We start from the raw sequence: 15398 nt of genomic DNA, 5'->3' as shown, positions 1-15398 counted from the left end.
GCCGTTCCGCGGGTGCCGCCCCTCCCTCCGTACCGCTCCGTCCTACCGCCCGTTGAAGGCGTCCTTCAGGCGCGAGAACAAGCCCTGCTGACCCGGCTGGAACTGGCCGGTCGGCCGCTCCTCGCCGCGCAGCTTGGCGAGCTCGCGCAGCAGCCGCTCCTGCTCCGCGTCGAGCTTGCCCGGGGTCTGGACCTCGACGTGCACGATCAGGTCGCCCCGGCCGTTGCCGCGCAGGTGCGTGACGCCGCGGCCGTGCAGCGGGATCGACTGGCCGGACTGCGTGCCCGGCCGGACGTCGATCTCCTCGAGGCCGTCGAGGGTCTGCAGCTGCACCTTGGTGCCGAGCGCGGCCGCCGTCATCGGCAGGGTGACCGTGCAGTGCAGGTCGTCGCCGCGCCGCTGGAACGTCTCGTGCGGGGTCTCGTGGATCTCGACGTACAGGTCGCCGGCGGGGCCGCCGCCGGGGCCGACCTCGCCCTCGCCCGCGAGCTGGATGCGGGTGCCGTTGTCGACGCCGGCCGGGATCTTGACCGTGAGGGTGCGGCGGGACCTGACCCGGCCGTCGCCCGCACACTCGGGGCACGGCGTCGGGACGACGGTGCCGAAGCCCTGGCACTGCGGGCAGGGGCGGGAGGTCATGACCTGGCCCAGGAAGGACCGGGTGACCTGGGAGACCTCGCCTCGGCCGCGGCACATGTCACAGGTCTGCGCGGAGGTGCCGGGAGCGGCGCCCTCGCCCGAGCAGGTCGTGCAGACGACCGCCGTGTCGACCTGGATGTCCTTCGTGGTGCCGAAGGCCGCCTCGTTGAGGTCGATCTCCAGGCGGATCATGGCGTCCTGGCCGCGGCGGGTCCGCGAGCGCGGGCCGCGCTGTGAGGCCGTGCCGAAGAAGGCGTCCATGATGTCGGAGAAGTTGCCGAAGCCACCCGCGCCGAAGCCGCCGCCCGCGCCACCGCCGCCGGAGGCCGAGAGCGGGTCGCCGCCGAGGTCGTAGACCTGCTTCTTCTGCGGGTCCGACAGGACCTCGTAGGCGGCGTTGATCTCCTTGAAGCGCTCCTGCGTCTTCGGATCGGGATTGACGTCCGGGTGCAGCTCGCGCGCGAGCCTCCGGAACGCCTTCTTGATCTCGTCCTGGGAAGCGTCGCGGCGCACGCCGAGCACGGCGTAGTAGTCCGTGGCCACTTACGACTCCGCCAGGATCTGTCCGACGTAACGTGCCACTGCGCGTACCGCTCCCATCGTTCCGGGGTAGTCCATGCGGGTCGGTCCGACCACGCCGAGTTTGGCGACTGCCTCGCCGCCCGAACCGTAGCCGACCGAGACGACGGACGTGGAGCTCAGCCCCTCGTGGGCGTTCTCGTGCCCGATGCGTACGGTCATGCCCGATTCCTTGGCCTCGCCGAGCAGCTTGAGGAGCACGACCTGCTCCTCCAGGGCTTCCAGGACGGGCCTGATCATCAGGGGGAAGTCGTGTCCGAAGCGGGTCAGATTGGCGGTGCCGCCGATCATCAGCCGCTCCTCGTGCTCCTCCACGAGCGTTTCGAGGAGGGTCGCGAGCACGGTGGACACCGTGGCGCGGTCCTCGAGCTCCTCGAAGGACTCGGGAAGGTCCTGCACCAGCTGCGGCACGTCGGCGAACCGGCGGCCGACGACCCGGCTGTTGAGCCGGGCCCGCAGGTCGGCCAGCGAGGCCTCGCCGAAGGGAGCGGGGCAGTCGATGACGCGCTGCTCGACCCGTCCGGTGTCCGTGATGAGCACCAGCATCAGGCGGGCCGGGGCCAGCGAGAGCAGCTCCACGTGCCGGACGGTCGAACGGGTCAGCGAGGGGTACTGGACGACGGCGACCTGACGGGTCAGCTGGGCGAGCAGCCGGACCGTGCGGCCGACGACGTCGTCGAGGTCCACCGCGCCGTCGAGGAAGTTGTGGATGGCGCGCCGCTCGGGCGTCGACAGCGGCTTCACGCCGGCCAGCCGGTCGACGAAGAGCCGGTAGCCCTTGTCGGTCGGGATGCGGCCCGCGCTGGTGTGGGGCTGCGCGATGTAGCCCTCGTCCTCCAGGACCGCCATGTCGTTGCGCACCGTGGCCGGCGAGACGCCGAGCTTGTGCCGCTCGGTGAGCGCCTTGGAACCGACGGGCTCCTCCGTCCCGACGTAGTCCTGGACGATGGCGCGCAGCACCTCGAGTCTGCGTTCGCTGAGCATCGTGCGCACCTCCAGCTGTCGACGTCGTTCCGGTTGCTCCGCTTTTGGCACTCACCCGGTCCGAGTGCCAGCGATCCCCGGTCAGTGTACGGCGGCGGGCATCGCTCCTGGCAAGGAGGCGGCGCCCCCACCGGCTAGCGTCGCCCCATGGACGTGGATTGGGAAGCGCACGGATGGGAACGACTCGCGGACGGAGTGGGCCGGCGACGACTGCCCGGCTGGGACGCCACGGCCGGACTGGTACTGGGGGAACGGGGGGTGCTCCTGTACGACACGGGCTCCTCCCTCGCCGAGGGCGCCGGGCTGCGGGCCCAGGTGACGGCACTCACAGCCGGACGCAAGGTGACGCACATCGCACTCAGCCACCCCCACTTCGACCACGTGTTCGGCACGGCGGCGTTCGCGGGCGCCGAGGTCTTCGGCGCGGTCGGCTCCGACGAGCTCCTCGGCCGGGCGCGGGAGCGGGAGGAGCTGCGCACCGACGCGGTACGGCACGGCCTGGACGCGGCGGCCGCCGCGGAGGCCGCGGACGTCCTGGTGGCCCCGCGACACGTCGTCTCCGGCGAGTGGACCCTCGACCTGGGCGGCCGGCAGGTCCTCCTCGCGAACGTCGGCCCCGGCCACTCCGGCCACGACCTGGCGCTCTGCGTCCCCGGCGCCCGCGAGGTGGTGTTCTGCGGCGACCTGGTCGAGGAGTCGGGCGAGCCGCAGGCGGGCCCGGACGCGGTCCCGTCCCGCTGGCCGGACGCGCTCGACCGGCTGCTGGGCCTCGGCGGCGAGGACGCCCTGTACGTGCCGGGGCACGGCGCGGTCGTCGACGCCGCGTTCGTACGACTCCAGCGGGAGGAACTGGCGAGGCGCTTCTCCGTCGCATAACGTCGCCCGAATGCGCAGCTACAACCCGGATCTGACGCCCCCTTGGAAGCGCTCGGCGCCCGTGCCCGAGGTGCCGGCCGACCGCGACCTCGTCGTCGAGGAGGTCACCACGGGCTTCTGCGGGGCGGTCATCCGCTGCGAGGCGGGCACGGTGACCCTGGAGGACCGCTTCGGCAAGCACCGGGTGTTCCCGCTCGACCCTCGGGGCTTCCTCCTGGAAGGCCGCGTCGTGACCCTGGTCCGCCCCTCCGCCGCCCCGGCCCGCCCCACCCGCACCGCCTCCGGCTCGGTGGCCGTCCCGGGCGCCCGGGCCCGCGTCGCCCGCGCCGGCCGCATCTACGTCGAGGGCCGCCACGACGCCGAACTCGTCGAACGGGTCTGGGGCGACGACCTGCGCATCGAGGGCGTCGTCGTCGAGTACCTCGAAGGCGTCGACGACCTCCCGTCGATCGTCGCGGACTTCGCGCCCGCACCCGACGCCCGACTCGGCGTCCTCGTCGACCACCTGGTCCCGGGTTCGAAGGAGTCGAGGATCGCCGCCCAGGTGACCTCCCCCGACGTCCTCGTCGTCGGCCACCCCTACATCGACGTCTGGGAAGCCGTGAAACCCTCCTCCCTCGGCATCCCCGCCTGGCCCCGCGTCCCCCGCGGCCAGGACTGGAAGACCGGCGTCTGCCGCGCCCTCTCCTGGCCCGACAACACCGGCGCCGCCTGGCAGCACATCCTCTCCAGAGTCACCTCCTACAAAGACCTCGAACCCGCCCTCCTCGGCCGCGTCGAAGAACTCATCGACTTCGTGACGGCCCCGTAGCCCCCGTAGACCCCGTAGACCCCGGGGCCTCGCGGGCCCCAGGCGGGCAACCGCCCCGCCCCGGCCCGCCCTGGCACGCCCCGGCCCGGCCCCCGCGGCTACGCCCCTCCCGACCCTCCCTCCAGCAACCACCCCACCACCGCCCGAACCGCCCCGGACACCACCGCCCCCACCACCGCGAGCCCCACCTTGAGGGAGACCTTCCGCTTCATCGCCTTCCTCGTCTTCCTCATCTTCGTCGTCTTCGTCGCCTTCATCGCCGCCGCCTTTCGCCGCTGACCGTCTGGTCCCCCAACCCTCCGAGCCCCTCGCGGTGTTGCGCCAAGCGATACGCGTTGCGGATGCTGTGGGACAGTCCCGATCACGACCCGGAGGAGCGGCACGGGTGGATGGCGTCACGGCGGAGGGCCCCGAAGGCGACGAGAAGGCCCGCGACGGCGGAGCGGACCGCCCGGTCACGGCTGAGCTCGTACCGCTCGACGCCCTGGCGACCGACCTGGCGAACGCCCTGCTCATGGGCCTGCGGCCGATTCCCGACCACGTCGTGGGCGAGCGCCGCGAACTGGCCGAGGCATTACGCCGGTGCTTCTGCGAACTCGACACCACCCTCCGCAGGTACGCCGTCCAGCGCCGCTACAGCCCGAGCAGCGTGAGCCGCTATCTCAGCGGCGAGACCACCGCCCCCGACCACTTCCTCCACGCGCTCATGGACGACGTCGGCAAGAAACTGGGACGCCCCATGTCCCCGCAGGCCCGCCAGGCCCTGACCCGGATGCAGCGCGCGGCGCTCAAGTCGACGAACACCCGCGCGTGGCAGGTCCAGCAGCTGGAGGACCAGCTGGCCACCGCCCTCCAGGAGAAGGCCCTCGCGAGGACGATGGCCGACGCGGTGGCCACCTCCCTGCTCGAACACCAGGAGCGCGTCGCGACGCTGGAGGCCGAACGGCAGGCGCTCACCGAGGAGGTGAGCGCGCAGCGGACCGCCGGGATCGAACTGAACCTGTTGCGCGCGGAGCAACACCGCATGCTCACCGACCACCAGACCCTGCGCCGCCGGGTCGCCGAGCTGGAAGCGGCCCTCGAAGCGGCCGAACTCCGCGTCTCACTCGCCGAGCAACGCTGCGCCGACCTGGAGCACACCCTGCTCGCCGCCGACGCCGCCGCGGTCGCCGAGGAGGACGCGGACCGGCTGCGGACCGAGGAGAGGCTCGCCCGCAGCCAGGACGAACTGGCGAGACTGCGCGAGGAGGTGGCGTCGCTCCGGTCCGACCGATCGGCGGAGGCGGTCCCGGAAGGGGAAGGCGACGCACACCGGCCCGAGACCCCGACCGGGCGACCGGTCGTCCCGGACGCCGTCCTCCACGTCACCGTCGTCTTCGCGGGCCACCACCGGCCGTGGGCCGCGTGGATCGCGCAACGGCTGGAGACGCACGGCCACCGCGCCACGCTCCAGCGCTGGGACCCGCCCCCCGAGGTCCCCCTGGAGCAGGTGCTCCGCGATCTGCTGCTCGCCCGAGGCCAGGTCCTCTTCGTCCTCGACGAGTGGTTCTTCAGGCCGGGGAACCGGCCGGAAGAGGAATGGAACGACGTCCTGCGCGGCTTCGTCGGCGACCACGCCGAGCGCTTCGCCGCCGTCAACCTGACCAACCACCCCCTGCTTCCGGCCGCCGCCGTGCTCGAACCGGTGAACCTGTGGGGCCTCACCGAGGAGACGGCCGGAGTGCTGCTCCTCACCAGGCTCGCCCTGGGGACGGCGAGCGCCGGCGACCGGCGCCGCCCCGACGTGCCCCCGGCCCGCTACCCCGACGACCCTCCCGCCGTCTGGGGCGCGGTCCCCCGCCGCAATCCCCGCTTCGCGGGTCGGGACGACCTGCTCAACGCCCTCCAGGAACGCTTCATGGCCGCCGAGCGGGGCGGCGCCGCGTGCACGCTCCTGGGCATGTCGGGCATCGGCAAGACGCAGATCGCCGCCGAGTACGCATACCGGTTCAGCCCGGACTACGACCTCGTCTGGTGGGTGCACTCCGACGACCGCAACGTCCGGCTCGACCGTCTCGGCGACCTCGCGGCCGAGCTCGGCCTGCCCACCGGCGGCGATCCCGGCGCGCGCGTCCGCGCCGTCCGCGAGGCCCTTCGCCGGGGCACCCCGCACGGCCGCTGGCTCGTGGTCTTCGACGGCTGGGACGACACCGAGGCCATCGAAGGCCTGCTGCCCCACGGCCCCGGCCACGTCCTGATCACGTCCCGCAACCGCGGCTGGCGGGAGCACACCGACGTCCTGGAGGTCCCCGGCTTCGACCGGCGCGAGTCCACCGGCTACCTGATGCGCCGCGCCCCGCAGCTCACCGCGGCCGAGGCCGACGAGATCTCCGCGGAGTTCGGGGACGTACCCCTGCCGCTCGCCCATGCCGCCGCCTGGCTCGGCGAGTCCGGCGTGGACGCCGCCGAGTACCTCCACAGGGTCCGCGAAGGGCTCTACTCCACCGTCGACGACCGCTCCCCCGGCGACGACATGCCCAGCGCCTCCCTCACCTCCTGGTCGATCCTGATCAACCGGCTCCGCCGCTCCCATCCGCAGGCCCTGCAGGTCCTCGTCCTGTGCGCCTCCTTCGCCCCAGGCCCCCTCCCGCTCGGCCTGCTCCGCACCGGCCCCTCGGCCCACCTGCCGGAGGACGTCCGCTGGATCGCCACGGACCAGGCGGCCTGGACCCGCGCGCTCGACACCCTCGTCGGCTACTCGGTGCTCACCCGCGTCTCCGCCGACGGGGCGGGGAGCGGACCGGAAGAGGAGACGGTCCACATGCACCGCCTGGTGCACGACATCGTCGCCCGGCTCACCGACGGGGAGCACCACGCGGCGTACCGCAAGGCCGTCCGCAACCTCCTCGCCGAGGCCGATCCCGGCGACCCCGCCGACCCCGGCCACTGGCCCCGCTACTCCGTCCTCCTGCCCCACCTGGAGCCCTCGGGGGCGCTCGACAGCACCGCGCCCCGCATCCAGACCACCGTCCTCAACTGCCTGCGGTCCTGCGAGTACAGCGGCGACTACCAGGAGGGCATCCGGCTGGCCGGGCTCGTCCGGCAGCACTGGGACGCGTTCATGCGCCCGACCGAGGGGCCGATGCCCAGCCGTCTCACCGCCCTGGAGGCCGACCTCCTGCGCGCCGCCGGCCGCTTCCGCGAGGCGCACGCCCAGAGCCTCCGCGCGCTGCGGGACACGACGGTCGGCGGCCGGGGCCCGCACGGCGAACTCGCCGAACTGTACGCACGGGGCGCCGTGGCCGCGGGCCTGCGCCACCAGGGCCGGTACGCGGACGCGCGGGGCATCCAGCAGGAGGTGCTCGAACGGAGCGTCCTGCTCGTCGGCACGGACGACCCGCGCACCCTGGCCGCCCGCCACGACCTCGGGATCACGCTGCGGGCGCTCGGACACTACGCGGAGGCGTACGAGAACGACCTGGTGACGCTGGCGGTGCGGGAGGAGGTCCTCGGCGGGAACCATCTCGCCGGACTCGCCTCGGCCAATGCCGTCACCCGCGGTCGGCGGCTGCTCGGCGGGCATGGCACGGCGCTCGTCCACCAGGCCGATGTCGCCCGCCGCCACCGGAAGTCCTTGGGGGCACGCCATCCCCAGACCCTCGACGCCGACCTCGAACTCGCCCTGTGCTCCCGGCACAGCGACCCGCAGCATGCCGGCACCGCGCTCGCCGAGCTCCTCGACCGAGCCGTGGCCGTCCACGGGCGCGGGCACCACGTGACGCTCCAGTGCCTCACCCACTACGGGAACGTCCTGCGGGAGCAGGGCGACCTCGACCTGGCAAGGGAACTCGTCACCGAAGCGGACACCGGCTACCGGACCCTCCTCGGCCCCGCCCACCCCGTCTCCTTCGGCGCCGCCACCAACACGGCCCTCGTGCTGCACGCCTCCGACGAACGGCCGGCGGCCCACACCATGCTGGAGTCCGCCCTCGCGGGACTCGGCTCCGCGCTCGGGCCCGACCACCCCTGGACCCTGGGCTGCGCCCTCGACACCGCCGCCGCCCGCACCGGCACGGGGGACGTCGCCTCCGCCGTCGAACTCGGCCGCGACACCCTCCTCCGGGCCCGGCAGGTCCTGGGCAACCAGCACCCGCTGACGCTCGCCTGCCGACTCGGCCTCGCCTCCGACCTGCGCGCGCTGCCCGGCCCGCACGGCCCAAGCGCGGTCGAAGAGGCCGAGAACCTGGAGGAGGACGCCGTCGACTTCCTCACCCAGACCCAGGGCGCCCAGCACCCCCACACCCTTGCGGCCCGCAGGCGCGTCCGCCCCACCTGGGAATTCGAGCCGCACGTCGACTGAGGGGCGAGGCCCCTCGGGGGCATCTCGGTCCCCTGAGGGGCGAGGCTCCCCGGGGGTATCCCAGTCCCATGCGGCGCGAGGCCCCCGGGGGTATCCGAGGCTCCTGAGGGGGCGAGGCCCCGGGGTGGATGTCTCAGTCCACCAGGTCCCGCACCACCGCGTCCGCGAGCAGCCGGCCCCGCAGGGTCAGCACCGCGCGGCCCGCCTCGTACGGCGCAGGGTCGAGGAGCCCGTCGGCGAGGGCCTTGCCGGCCGCGGTGAGCCCGGCGGGCTTCAGGAGGGACAGGTCGACGCCGTCCCGGAGCCGCAGCTCCAGGAGGATGCGCTCCACCCGCCGGTCCTCCTCGGAGAGGAGCTCGCGGCCGGCGCCCGGAGAGTTCCCGGCGGCCAGCGCGGCCGCGTAGGCGCCGGGGTGCTTGACGTTCCACCACCGGACGCCGCCCACGTGGGAGTGGGCGCCGGGGCCCGCGCCCCACCAGTCGGCGCCGCGCCAGTAGAGCTCGTTGTGGAGGCAGCGGCCGGCCTCGGAGGTGGCCCAGTTGGAGACCTCGTACCAGGAGAAGCCCGCCGCCTCGAAGGCCGCGTCGGCGATCAGGTAGCGGTCGGCGTGCACGTCGTCGTCGGTCATGGGCACCTCGCCGCGCCGGATGCGCCGGGCGAGCTGCGTCCCCTCCTCGACGATCAGGGCGTAGGCGCTGACGTGGTCGGGGCCCGCGCCGATCGCCGCGTCGAGGGAGGCCCGCCAGTCGTCGTCGGTCTCGCCGGGCGTGCCGTAGATGAGGTCGAGGTTGACGTGCTCGAAGCCGGCCGCCCGCGCCTCGGCGACGCACGCCTCGGGGCGCCCGGGGGTGTGCGTACGGTCGAGGATCTTCAGGACGTGCTGCCTGGCGCTCTGCATGCCGAAGGAGATCCGGTTGAAGCCGCCCTCGCGGAGCTCGGCCAGGTACGCCGGGTTCACGGACTCCGGGTTGGCCTCCGTCGTCACCTCGGCGTCGTCCGCGAGCCCGAACTCGTCGCGGATCGCCCCCAGCATCCGTACGAGGTCCCCGGCGGCGAGCAGCGTCGGCGTGCCGCCGCCGACGAAGACGGTCCGCACCGGCCTCGGGTCGTCGCCGAGGACCTTCCGGGCGAGCCGGACCTCCTCGACGACCTGCTCGGCGTAGTTGTCCCGCGAGGCCAGCACCCCGCCCGTACCGCGCAGCTCGCTCGCCGTGTACGTGTTGAAGTCGCAGTAGCCGCACCGCGTGGCGCAGTACGGCACGTGCAGGTAGAACCCGAGCGGCCGCTCCCCCGCCCCTTCCAGGGCGTGCGGGGGCAGCGCCCCGTCGTCGGGTACGGGCTCACCATCGGGCAGTACGGAAGGCATGGGTCCCATTGTCCCGTACTGCCCGGGGTGGCCGTCGCGCGGCGGAGATCAGGACTCGCGGGAGCCCGCGTACATCTCCTCGATGAGGTCCTTGTACTCGCGCTCGACGACCGGCCGCTTCAGCTTGAGCGACGGGGTGAGCTCGCCGTGCTCGATGTCGAGGTCGCGCGGCAGGAGACGGAACTTCTTGATCGTCTGCCAGCGCTGGAGGCCCTCGTTGAGGCGGTCGACGTAGCCCTGGATCAGCTTCTGGGTGCGCGCGTCGGCGACGACCTCGGCGTACGGCTTGCCCGCGAGGTCGTGCTCGGCGGCCCAGCCGAGGATGGCGGGCTCGTCGAGGGCGATCAGGGCGGTGCAGAAGTTCCGGTCGGCGCCGTGGACGAGGATGTTCGAGACGAACGGGCAGACGGCCTTGAACTGGCCCTCGACCTCGGCCGGCGCGATGTACTTGCCGCCGGACGTCTTGATCAGGTCCTTCTTGCGGTCGGTGATGCGGAGGTAGCCGTCGGCGGACAGCTCGCCGATGTCGCCGGTGTGGAACCAGCCGTCGGACTCCAGGACCTCGGCCGTCTTCTCGGGCAGGCCGTGGTAGCCCTCCATGATGCCGGGGCCGCGCAGCAGGATCTCGCCGTCGTCGGCGATGCGGACCTCGGTGCCGGGGAGCGGCTTGCCGACGGTGCCGGTGCGGTAGGCCTCGCCGGGGTTGACGAAGGAGGCGGCGGAGGACTCGGTGAGGCCGTACCCCTCCAGGATGTGGATGCCGGCGCCGGCGAAGAAGTAGCCGATCTCGGGGGCGAGCGCGGCGGAGCCGGAGACGCAGGCGCGCAGGTTGCCGCCGAACGCCTCGCGGATCTTGCCGTAGACGAGCGCGTCGGCGACCTTGTGCTTCGCCGCGAGGCCGAAGGGCGCCGAGGCGGTGCCGGTGCGCCGGAAGTTGTCCTGGGTGGCCTTGGCGTAGTCGCGGGCGACACCGGCCGCCCACTGGAAGATCTTGTACTTGGCGCCGCCGCCGGCGCGGGCCTTGGCGGCGACCCCGTTGTAGACCTTCTCGAAGATGCGGGGGACGGCCGCCATGTAGGTCGGCTGGACCACCGGCAGGTTCTCGATGATCTTGTCGACGCGGCCGTCGACGGCGGTGACGTGCCCGACCTCGATCTGGCCCGAGGTGAGGACCTTGCCGAAGACGTGGGCGAGCGGCAGCCACAGGTACTGCACGTCCTCCTGGGTGACGAGGCCGGTCGCGGCGATGGCCTTGGCCATGTACGACCAGTTGTCGTGCGGGAGGCGGACGCCCTTGGGGCGGCCGGTGGTGCCCGAGGTGTAGATGAGGGTGGCGAGCTGGGTGGAGGTGATCGCCCCGACCCGCTCCTTGACCGCCTCGGGGTGCTTCTCCAGGTAGGCCTTGCCGCGCGCCTCGAGCTCGGCGAGGGAGAGCACGAACTCGCCGTCGCTCTCCACGCCGGTGGCGTCGACGACGACCACGTGGTGGAGGTTCGGCAGCTCGGCGCGGCGCTCGACCGCCTTGGCGAGCTGGGCCGCGTCCTCGGCGATGAGGACCTTCGACTCGGAGTCCGAGAGGATGAACGCCGACTCCTCGGCGTTGGTCTGCGGGTAGACCGTGGTGGTCGCGGCGCCCGCGCACATCACGCCGAGGTCCGCGAGGATCCACTCGACCCGGGTGGAGGACGCGAGGGCGACCCGCTCCTCGGCCTGCACGCCGAGGTCGGCGAGACCGGCGGCGATGGCGTAGACCCGCTCGGCGGCCTGCCCCCAGCTGAGCGACTTCCACTCGTCGGGGCCGGTACCCGAGGCGGCGGGTACCGGATAGCGGTAGGCCTCCGCATCCGGAGTCCGCTCGACGCGCGTAAGGAAGAGGGACGCCACGGAGGGCGGCCGGTTCTCGATCTGGGTCTGTGTGTCGCTCACGACGTCCTCCGGGCGGCGGCGGTGCCTTCTGGTGGTTCGTAACTAACTGGCGAGTAACCTTCGAGCCGGGATCAGAGTAAGGGGCCGAGGACCGGTGCGTAAGGGGCTACAGGGCGTCGCTTCATAACGAACGGGCCCACGCGCACCCGGCGCGTGGACCCGTTGGTTGCACAGGACAGCTACGTGCGGCGCCCTTGCTACTTCTTCTTGCCGGACGACTCGTCGCTCGACAGGACGGCGATGAAGGCCTCCTGCGGCACCTCCACCGAGCCGACCATCTTCATGCGCTTCTTGCCTTCCTTCTGCTTCTCCAGCAGCTTCCGCTTACGGGAGATGTCACCGCCGTAGCACTTGGCGAGGACGTCCTTCCGGATGGCGCGGATGGTCTCGCGGGCGATGACCCGGGAGCCGATCGCGGCCTGGATCGGCACCTCGAAGGCCTGGCGCGGGATCAGCTCGCGCAGCTTGGCGACGAGCCGCACGCCGTAGGCGTACGCGGCGTCCTTGTGGGTGACGGCGGAGAACGCGTCCACCTTGTCGCCGTGCAGCAGGATGTCGACCTTGACCAGGCTGGACGCCTGCTCGCCGGTGGGCTCGTAGTCCAGGGAGGCGTAACCGCGCGTCTTGGACTTCAGCTGGTCGAAGAAGTCGAAGACGATCTCCGCGAGGGGCAGGGTGTAGCGGATCTCCACCCGGTCCTCGGACAGGTAGTCCATCCCGATCAGCGTGCCGCGACGCGTCTGGCACAGCTCCATGATCGCGCCGATGAACTCGCTCGGGGCGAGGATCGTCGCGCGCACGACGGGCTCGAAGACGTCGTCGATCTTGCCCTCGGGGAACTCGCTCGGGTTCGTGACCGTGTGCTCGCTGCCGTCCTCCATGACCACGCGGTAGACCACGTTGGGGGCGGTGGCAATCAGGTCGAGCCCGAACTCGCGCTCCAGGCGCTCGCGGATCACGTCGAGGTGGAGCAGACCCAGGAAGCCGACGCGGAAGCCGAAGCCGAGCGCGGCGGACGTCTCCGGCTCGTAGACGAGCGCGGCGTCGTTCAGCTGCAGCTTGTCCAGGGCCTCGCGGAGGTCCGGGTACTCCGAGCCGTCCAGCGGGTACAGACCCGAGAACACCATCGGCTTCGGGTCCTTGTAGCCGCCCAGCGCCTCGGTGGCGCCCTTGTGCAGGGAGGTGATCGTGTCACCGACCTTGGACTGGCGGACGTCCTTCACACCGGTGATCAGGTAGCCGACCTCGCCGACGCCGAGACCGTCGGACGCGGTCATCTCCGGCGACGAGACGCCGATCTCCAGCAGCTCGTGGGTGGCGCCCGTCGACATCATCTTGATGCGCTCGCGCTTGTTGAGCTGGCCGTCGACGACACGGACGTACGTCACGACACCCCGGTACGAGTCGTACACGGAGTCGAAGATCATCGCGCGGGCCGGCGCGTCGGCGACGCCGACCGGCGCCGGGACGTCCCTGACCACCCGGTCGAGCAGCGCCTCGACACCCATGCCGGTCTTCGCGGAGACCTTGAGGACGTCCTCCGGCTGGCAGCCGATGAGGTTGGCCAGCTCCTCGGAGAACTTCTCCGGCTGGGCCGCCGGCAGGTCGATCTTGTTCAGGACCGGGACGATCGTGAGGTCGTTCTCCATCGCCAGGTACAGGTTGGCGAGGGTCTGCGCCTCGATGCCCTGCGCCGCGTCCACCAGCAGGATCGTGCCCTCACAGGCGGCGAGCGAGCGGGACACCTCGTAGGTGAAGTCGACGTGCCCGGGGGTGTCGATCATGTTCAGGATGTGCGTCCTGCCCTCACCCTGCCCGTCGGTGGGCGCCCAGGGCAGCCGGACCGCCTGGGACTTGATCGTGATGCCGCGCTCCCGCTCGATGTCCATCCGGTCGAGGTACTGGGCACGCATCTGCCGCTGGTCGACCACACCGGTCAGCTGGAGCATCCGGTCGGCGAGCGTGGACTTGCCGTGGTCGATGTGCGCGATGATGCAGAAGTTGCGGATCAGAGCCGGGTCGGTACGGCTCGGCTCGGGCACGTTGGTAGGAGTCGCGGGCACGCAGGGTCTCGTCTCGGGGCGATGTCGGATCGATACGTAGGCTCCATGGTCCCATGCCCGTCGCCCGGCGCCCGGTTTGGGCGGCCCCGAGAGTGACTGGTAATGTGGACAGCTGTGTCTCGTGTGCCCTCTCAGCCTGCGAGTCACACTCCAGAAGGAACATCGAACCTGTAAAGGCTCTTTTCGTGGCGAACATCAAGTCCCAGATCAAGCGGAACAAGACCAACGAGAAGGCGCGCCTGCGCAACAAGGCCGTCAAGTCGTCGCTCAAGACCGCGATCCGCAAGGCCCGCGAGGCCGTCGCCGCGGGTGACGTCGAGAAGGCCGTCGTGGCTTCTCGCGCCGCTTCCCGCGCGCTCGACAAGGCTGTCTCGAAGGGTGTCATCCACAAGAACGCCGCCGCCAACAAGAAGTCGGCGCTGGCCACCAAGGTTGCCACCCTCCAGGGCTGAGCTCTGATCTAACCGGTCGCACGGGACCCAGCGGGCCCTCTCTCCCGCTCCCACCCGACCACCCGGACTCGCACGCGGACGCGTTCGCCACGCGGGTGCGAGCCCACCCCTTACGCCGAAGGCCCCGCCCCCTCCTTCCCCAGGAGCCCGGGGCCTTCGCCGTTCCCCGACACCGCCACGTCCCCAGTCCACGGGCACGCCAGGCGAGCAGCTCACGGCCGGCCCCCGCAGCTCAGGGCCGGGTCCCACAGGGGCGCGACCACAAGAGACGGCCGGACGCAGGCACAGGCCGTACATGCACAGGCGTGCAGGCGTGCAGGCGTGCAGGCGTGCAGGCGTGCAGGCGTGCAGGCGTGCAGGCGTGCAGGCGTGCAGGCGTGCAGGCGGATGCTACCGCCGGCCCGCCCGGAGCCCGATAGGTCGCGCTACCCTGCGGCGCGAAGCCACTGCCGCCTTCCAAGGCCCCAAGAGGCCGCTCCTTCACGGCCGCGAAGCCGCCGCTTCCTCCCCAGAAGTCCGGGAACAACGTCCTGCGGAGCGAAGCCGCCGCCGGTCCTCCGAGAACCCGCGCCCGATCCCGCAGAGCGAAGCCGCCGACAGCCCTCCAGAGGCCCGGAGCCGACAACCCGAGGCAGCCGAAACCGCCGCCAGAAGCGCGAAGCTGCTGCCAGCTCCGCCGTATGGCCGGAGGCCAATTACTCGCGGCGCGAGGCCCATCGGCCCCGCCATGGGGCCGGGAACCGGCACGTCGCGGCGCGAAGCTCCCGTGAGCCACGCCAGGAGCCCGGGACACGCGGCAGCGCGAAGCCGCCGGCCCCCGCCACGGTCCCAGGGCCGACATCCCCACCATGCAAGGCCGCCGCCGGCCGCCATGCAGGCCCGGACTGTCTGCGACGGTCTCCGGCGGCCCCACCGGAACGGCGAGAAGTGGCTCCGCCAAGCGTTCGACCGGCGGGCCGGTGGGGGCCCGCGCACAAGCGCAGCCAGCGAGAAGAGGCCGTCAGGGGTCCAGGTGAGCCGTCGGCTACCCGTTCGGGAGGTGGGGTCACTTCCCGCCGTTCGCCCGGATCCAACGGAAGCCGTTCAAGACACCCGGACCGACAATCGGCGGCGCGAAGCTGCCCCCAGTCCCGCCAGGGGCTCTGGGCGCCTGCGGCGCGAAGCGGCCGCTCCCCCTATCCCGCCAGGGCCCCGGGGGGGCACCCCCGGGAGTCACCTCAGCACCGGCAGCTCCCGGCAGGGTTTCGGGAAGGGGTGGGGTGGGGGAACCAGCTCGGGCACCAGCCAGGACCGGCCCGCACCGGCCCACCGGCACCGCCTCCCACACCCACACCCGCACCCGCACCCGCACCCGCACCCAGAC

9 protein-coding genes are annotated in these 15398 nt (G+C 72.3%); 4 read left to right on the top strand and 5 right to left on the bottom strand.

Translation table 11 applies throughout. The annotated features are described in order from the left end of the window. Window positions 1-42: 42 nt before the first annotated feature. Window positions 43-1182, bottom strand: coding sequence for a molecular chaperone DnaJ (gene dnaJ, locus ACFCY7_RS28150; RefSeq protein WP_376488859.1), 1140 nt, complete (start codon window positions 1180-1182; stop codon window positions 43-45). Further along, window positions 1183-2202: a heat-inducible transcriptional repressor HrcA gene (hrcA, locus tag ACFCY7_RS28145; protein ID WP_376488858.1), complete on the bottom strand. Its 1020-nt coding sequence runs from the start codon at window positions 2200-2202 to the stop codon at window positions 1183-1185. Between the two features lie 147 nt (window positions 2203-2349). Between hrcA and ACFCY7_RS28140 the strand changes: the two genes are divergently transcribed. From ACFCY7_RS28140 to fxsT, 3 genes are all read left to right on the top strand, one after another. Beyond that, the gene (locus tag ACFCY7_RS28140; protein WP_376488857.1) at window positions 2350-3078 is read left to right on the top strand and encodes an MBL fold metallo-hydrolase; all 729 of its coding nucleotides are present in this window, start codon (window positions 2350-2352) and stop codon (window positions 3076-3078) included. 10 nt (window positions 3079-3088) lie between these two features. Continuing rightward, on the top strand, window positions 3089-3889 hold the full coding sequence (locus tag ACFCY7_RS28135; protein WP_376488856.1) for a DUF3097 domain-containing protein: 801 nt from the start codon (window positions 3089-3091) through the stop codon (window positions 3887-3889). Window positions 3890-4274: 385 nt separating this feature from the next. After that, window positions 4275-8228 (top strand): FxSxx-COOH system tetratricopeptide repeat protein, encoded by a 3954-nt coding sequence (gene fxsT, locus ACFCY7_RS28130; RefSeq protein ID WP_376488855.1) that lies wholly within the window; start codon window positions 4275-4277, stop codon window positions 8226-8228. A 133-nt stretch (window positions 8229-8361) separates the two neighbouring features. Here the strand turns inward: fxsT and hemW are convergent, their stop codons facing one another. The 3 genes from hemW to lepA all read right to left on the bottom strand — a co-directional run bounded on the left by hemW (window position 8362) and on the right by lepA (window position 13583). Beyond that, window positions 8362-9603, bottom strand: coding sequence for a radical SAM family heme chaperone HemW (hemW, locus tag ACFCY7_RS28125; protein ID WP_376488854.1), 1242 nt, complete (start codon window positions 9601-9603; stop codon window positions 8362-8364). A 39-nt stretch (window positions 9604-9642) separates the two neighbouring features. Continuing rightward, on the bottom strand, window positions 9643-11520 hold the full coding sequence (locus ACFCY7_RS28120) for an AMP-dependent synthetase/ligase (protein WP_376488853.1): 1878 nt from the start codon (window positions 11518-11520) through the stop codon (window positions 9643-9645). Window positions 11521-11717: 197 nt separating this feature from the next. Continuing rightward, the gene (gene lepA, locus ACFCY7_RS28115; RefSeq protein ID WP_376488852.1) at window positions 11718-13583 is read right to left on the bottom strand and encodes a translation elongation factor 4; all 1866 of its coding nucleotides are present in this window, start codon (window positions 13581-13583) and stop codon (window positions 11718-11720) included. A gap of 185 nt (window positions 13584-13768) precedes the next feature. Here lepA and rpsT point away from each other — a divergent pair, with 185 nt between their 5' ends. Beyond that, window positions 13769-14035 carry a 30S ribosomal protein S20 gene (gene rpsT / locus ACFCY7_RS28110; RefSeq protein WP_055643511.1) on the top strand — a complete coding sequence of 89 codons (267 nt, stop codon included), beginning with the start codon at window positions 13769-13771 and terminating at the stop codon, window positions 14033-14035. Window positions 14036-15398: the final 1363 nt, after the last annotated feature.

Origin of the sequence: Streptomyces sp. NPDC056361 (genome assembly GCF_042262805.1) — a bacterium.
Lineage (GTDB): Bacteria > Actinomycetota > Actinomycetes > Streptomycetales > Streptomycetaceae > Streptomyces.
Note: the sequence above shows the minus strand (reverse complement) of the source record. Positions and strands in the feature narration are given on the sequence as shown.

Excerpts from the sequence above, each read along its gene's own strand:
- hrcA (WP_376488858.1), bottom strand. The coding sequence starts at position 2,202 with ATGCTCAGCGAACGCAGACTCGAGGTGCTGCGCGCCATCGTCCAGGAC.
- ACFCY7_RS28140 (WP_376488857.1), top strand. The coding sequence starts at position 2,350 with ATGGACGTGGATTGGGAAGCGCACGGATGGGAACGACTCGCGGACGGA.
- ACFCY7_RS28135 (WP_376488856.1), top strand. The coding sequence starts at position 3,089 with ATGCGCAGCTACAACCCGGATCTGACGCCCCCTTGGAAGCGCTCGGCG.
- hemW (WP_376488854.1), bottom strand. The coding sequence starts at position 9,603 with ATGGGACCCATGCCTTCCGTACTGCCCGATGGTGAGCCCGTACCCGAC.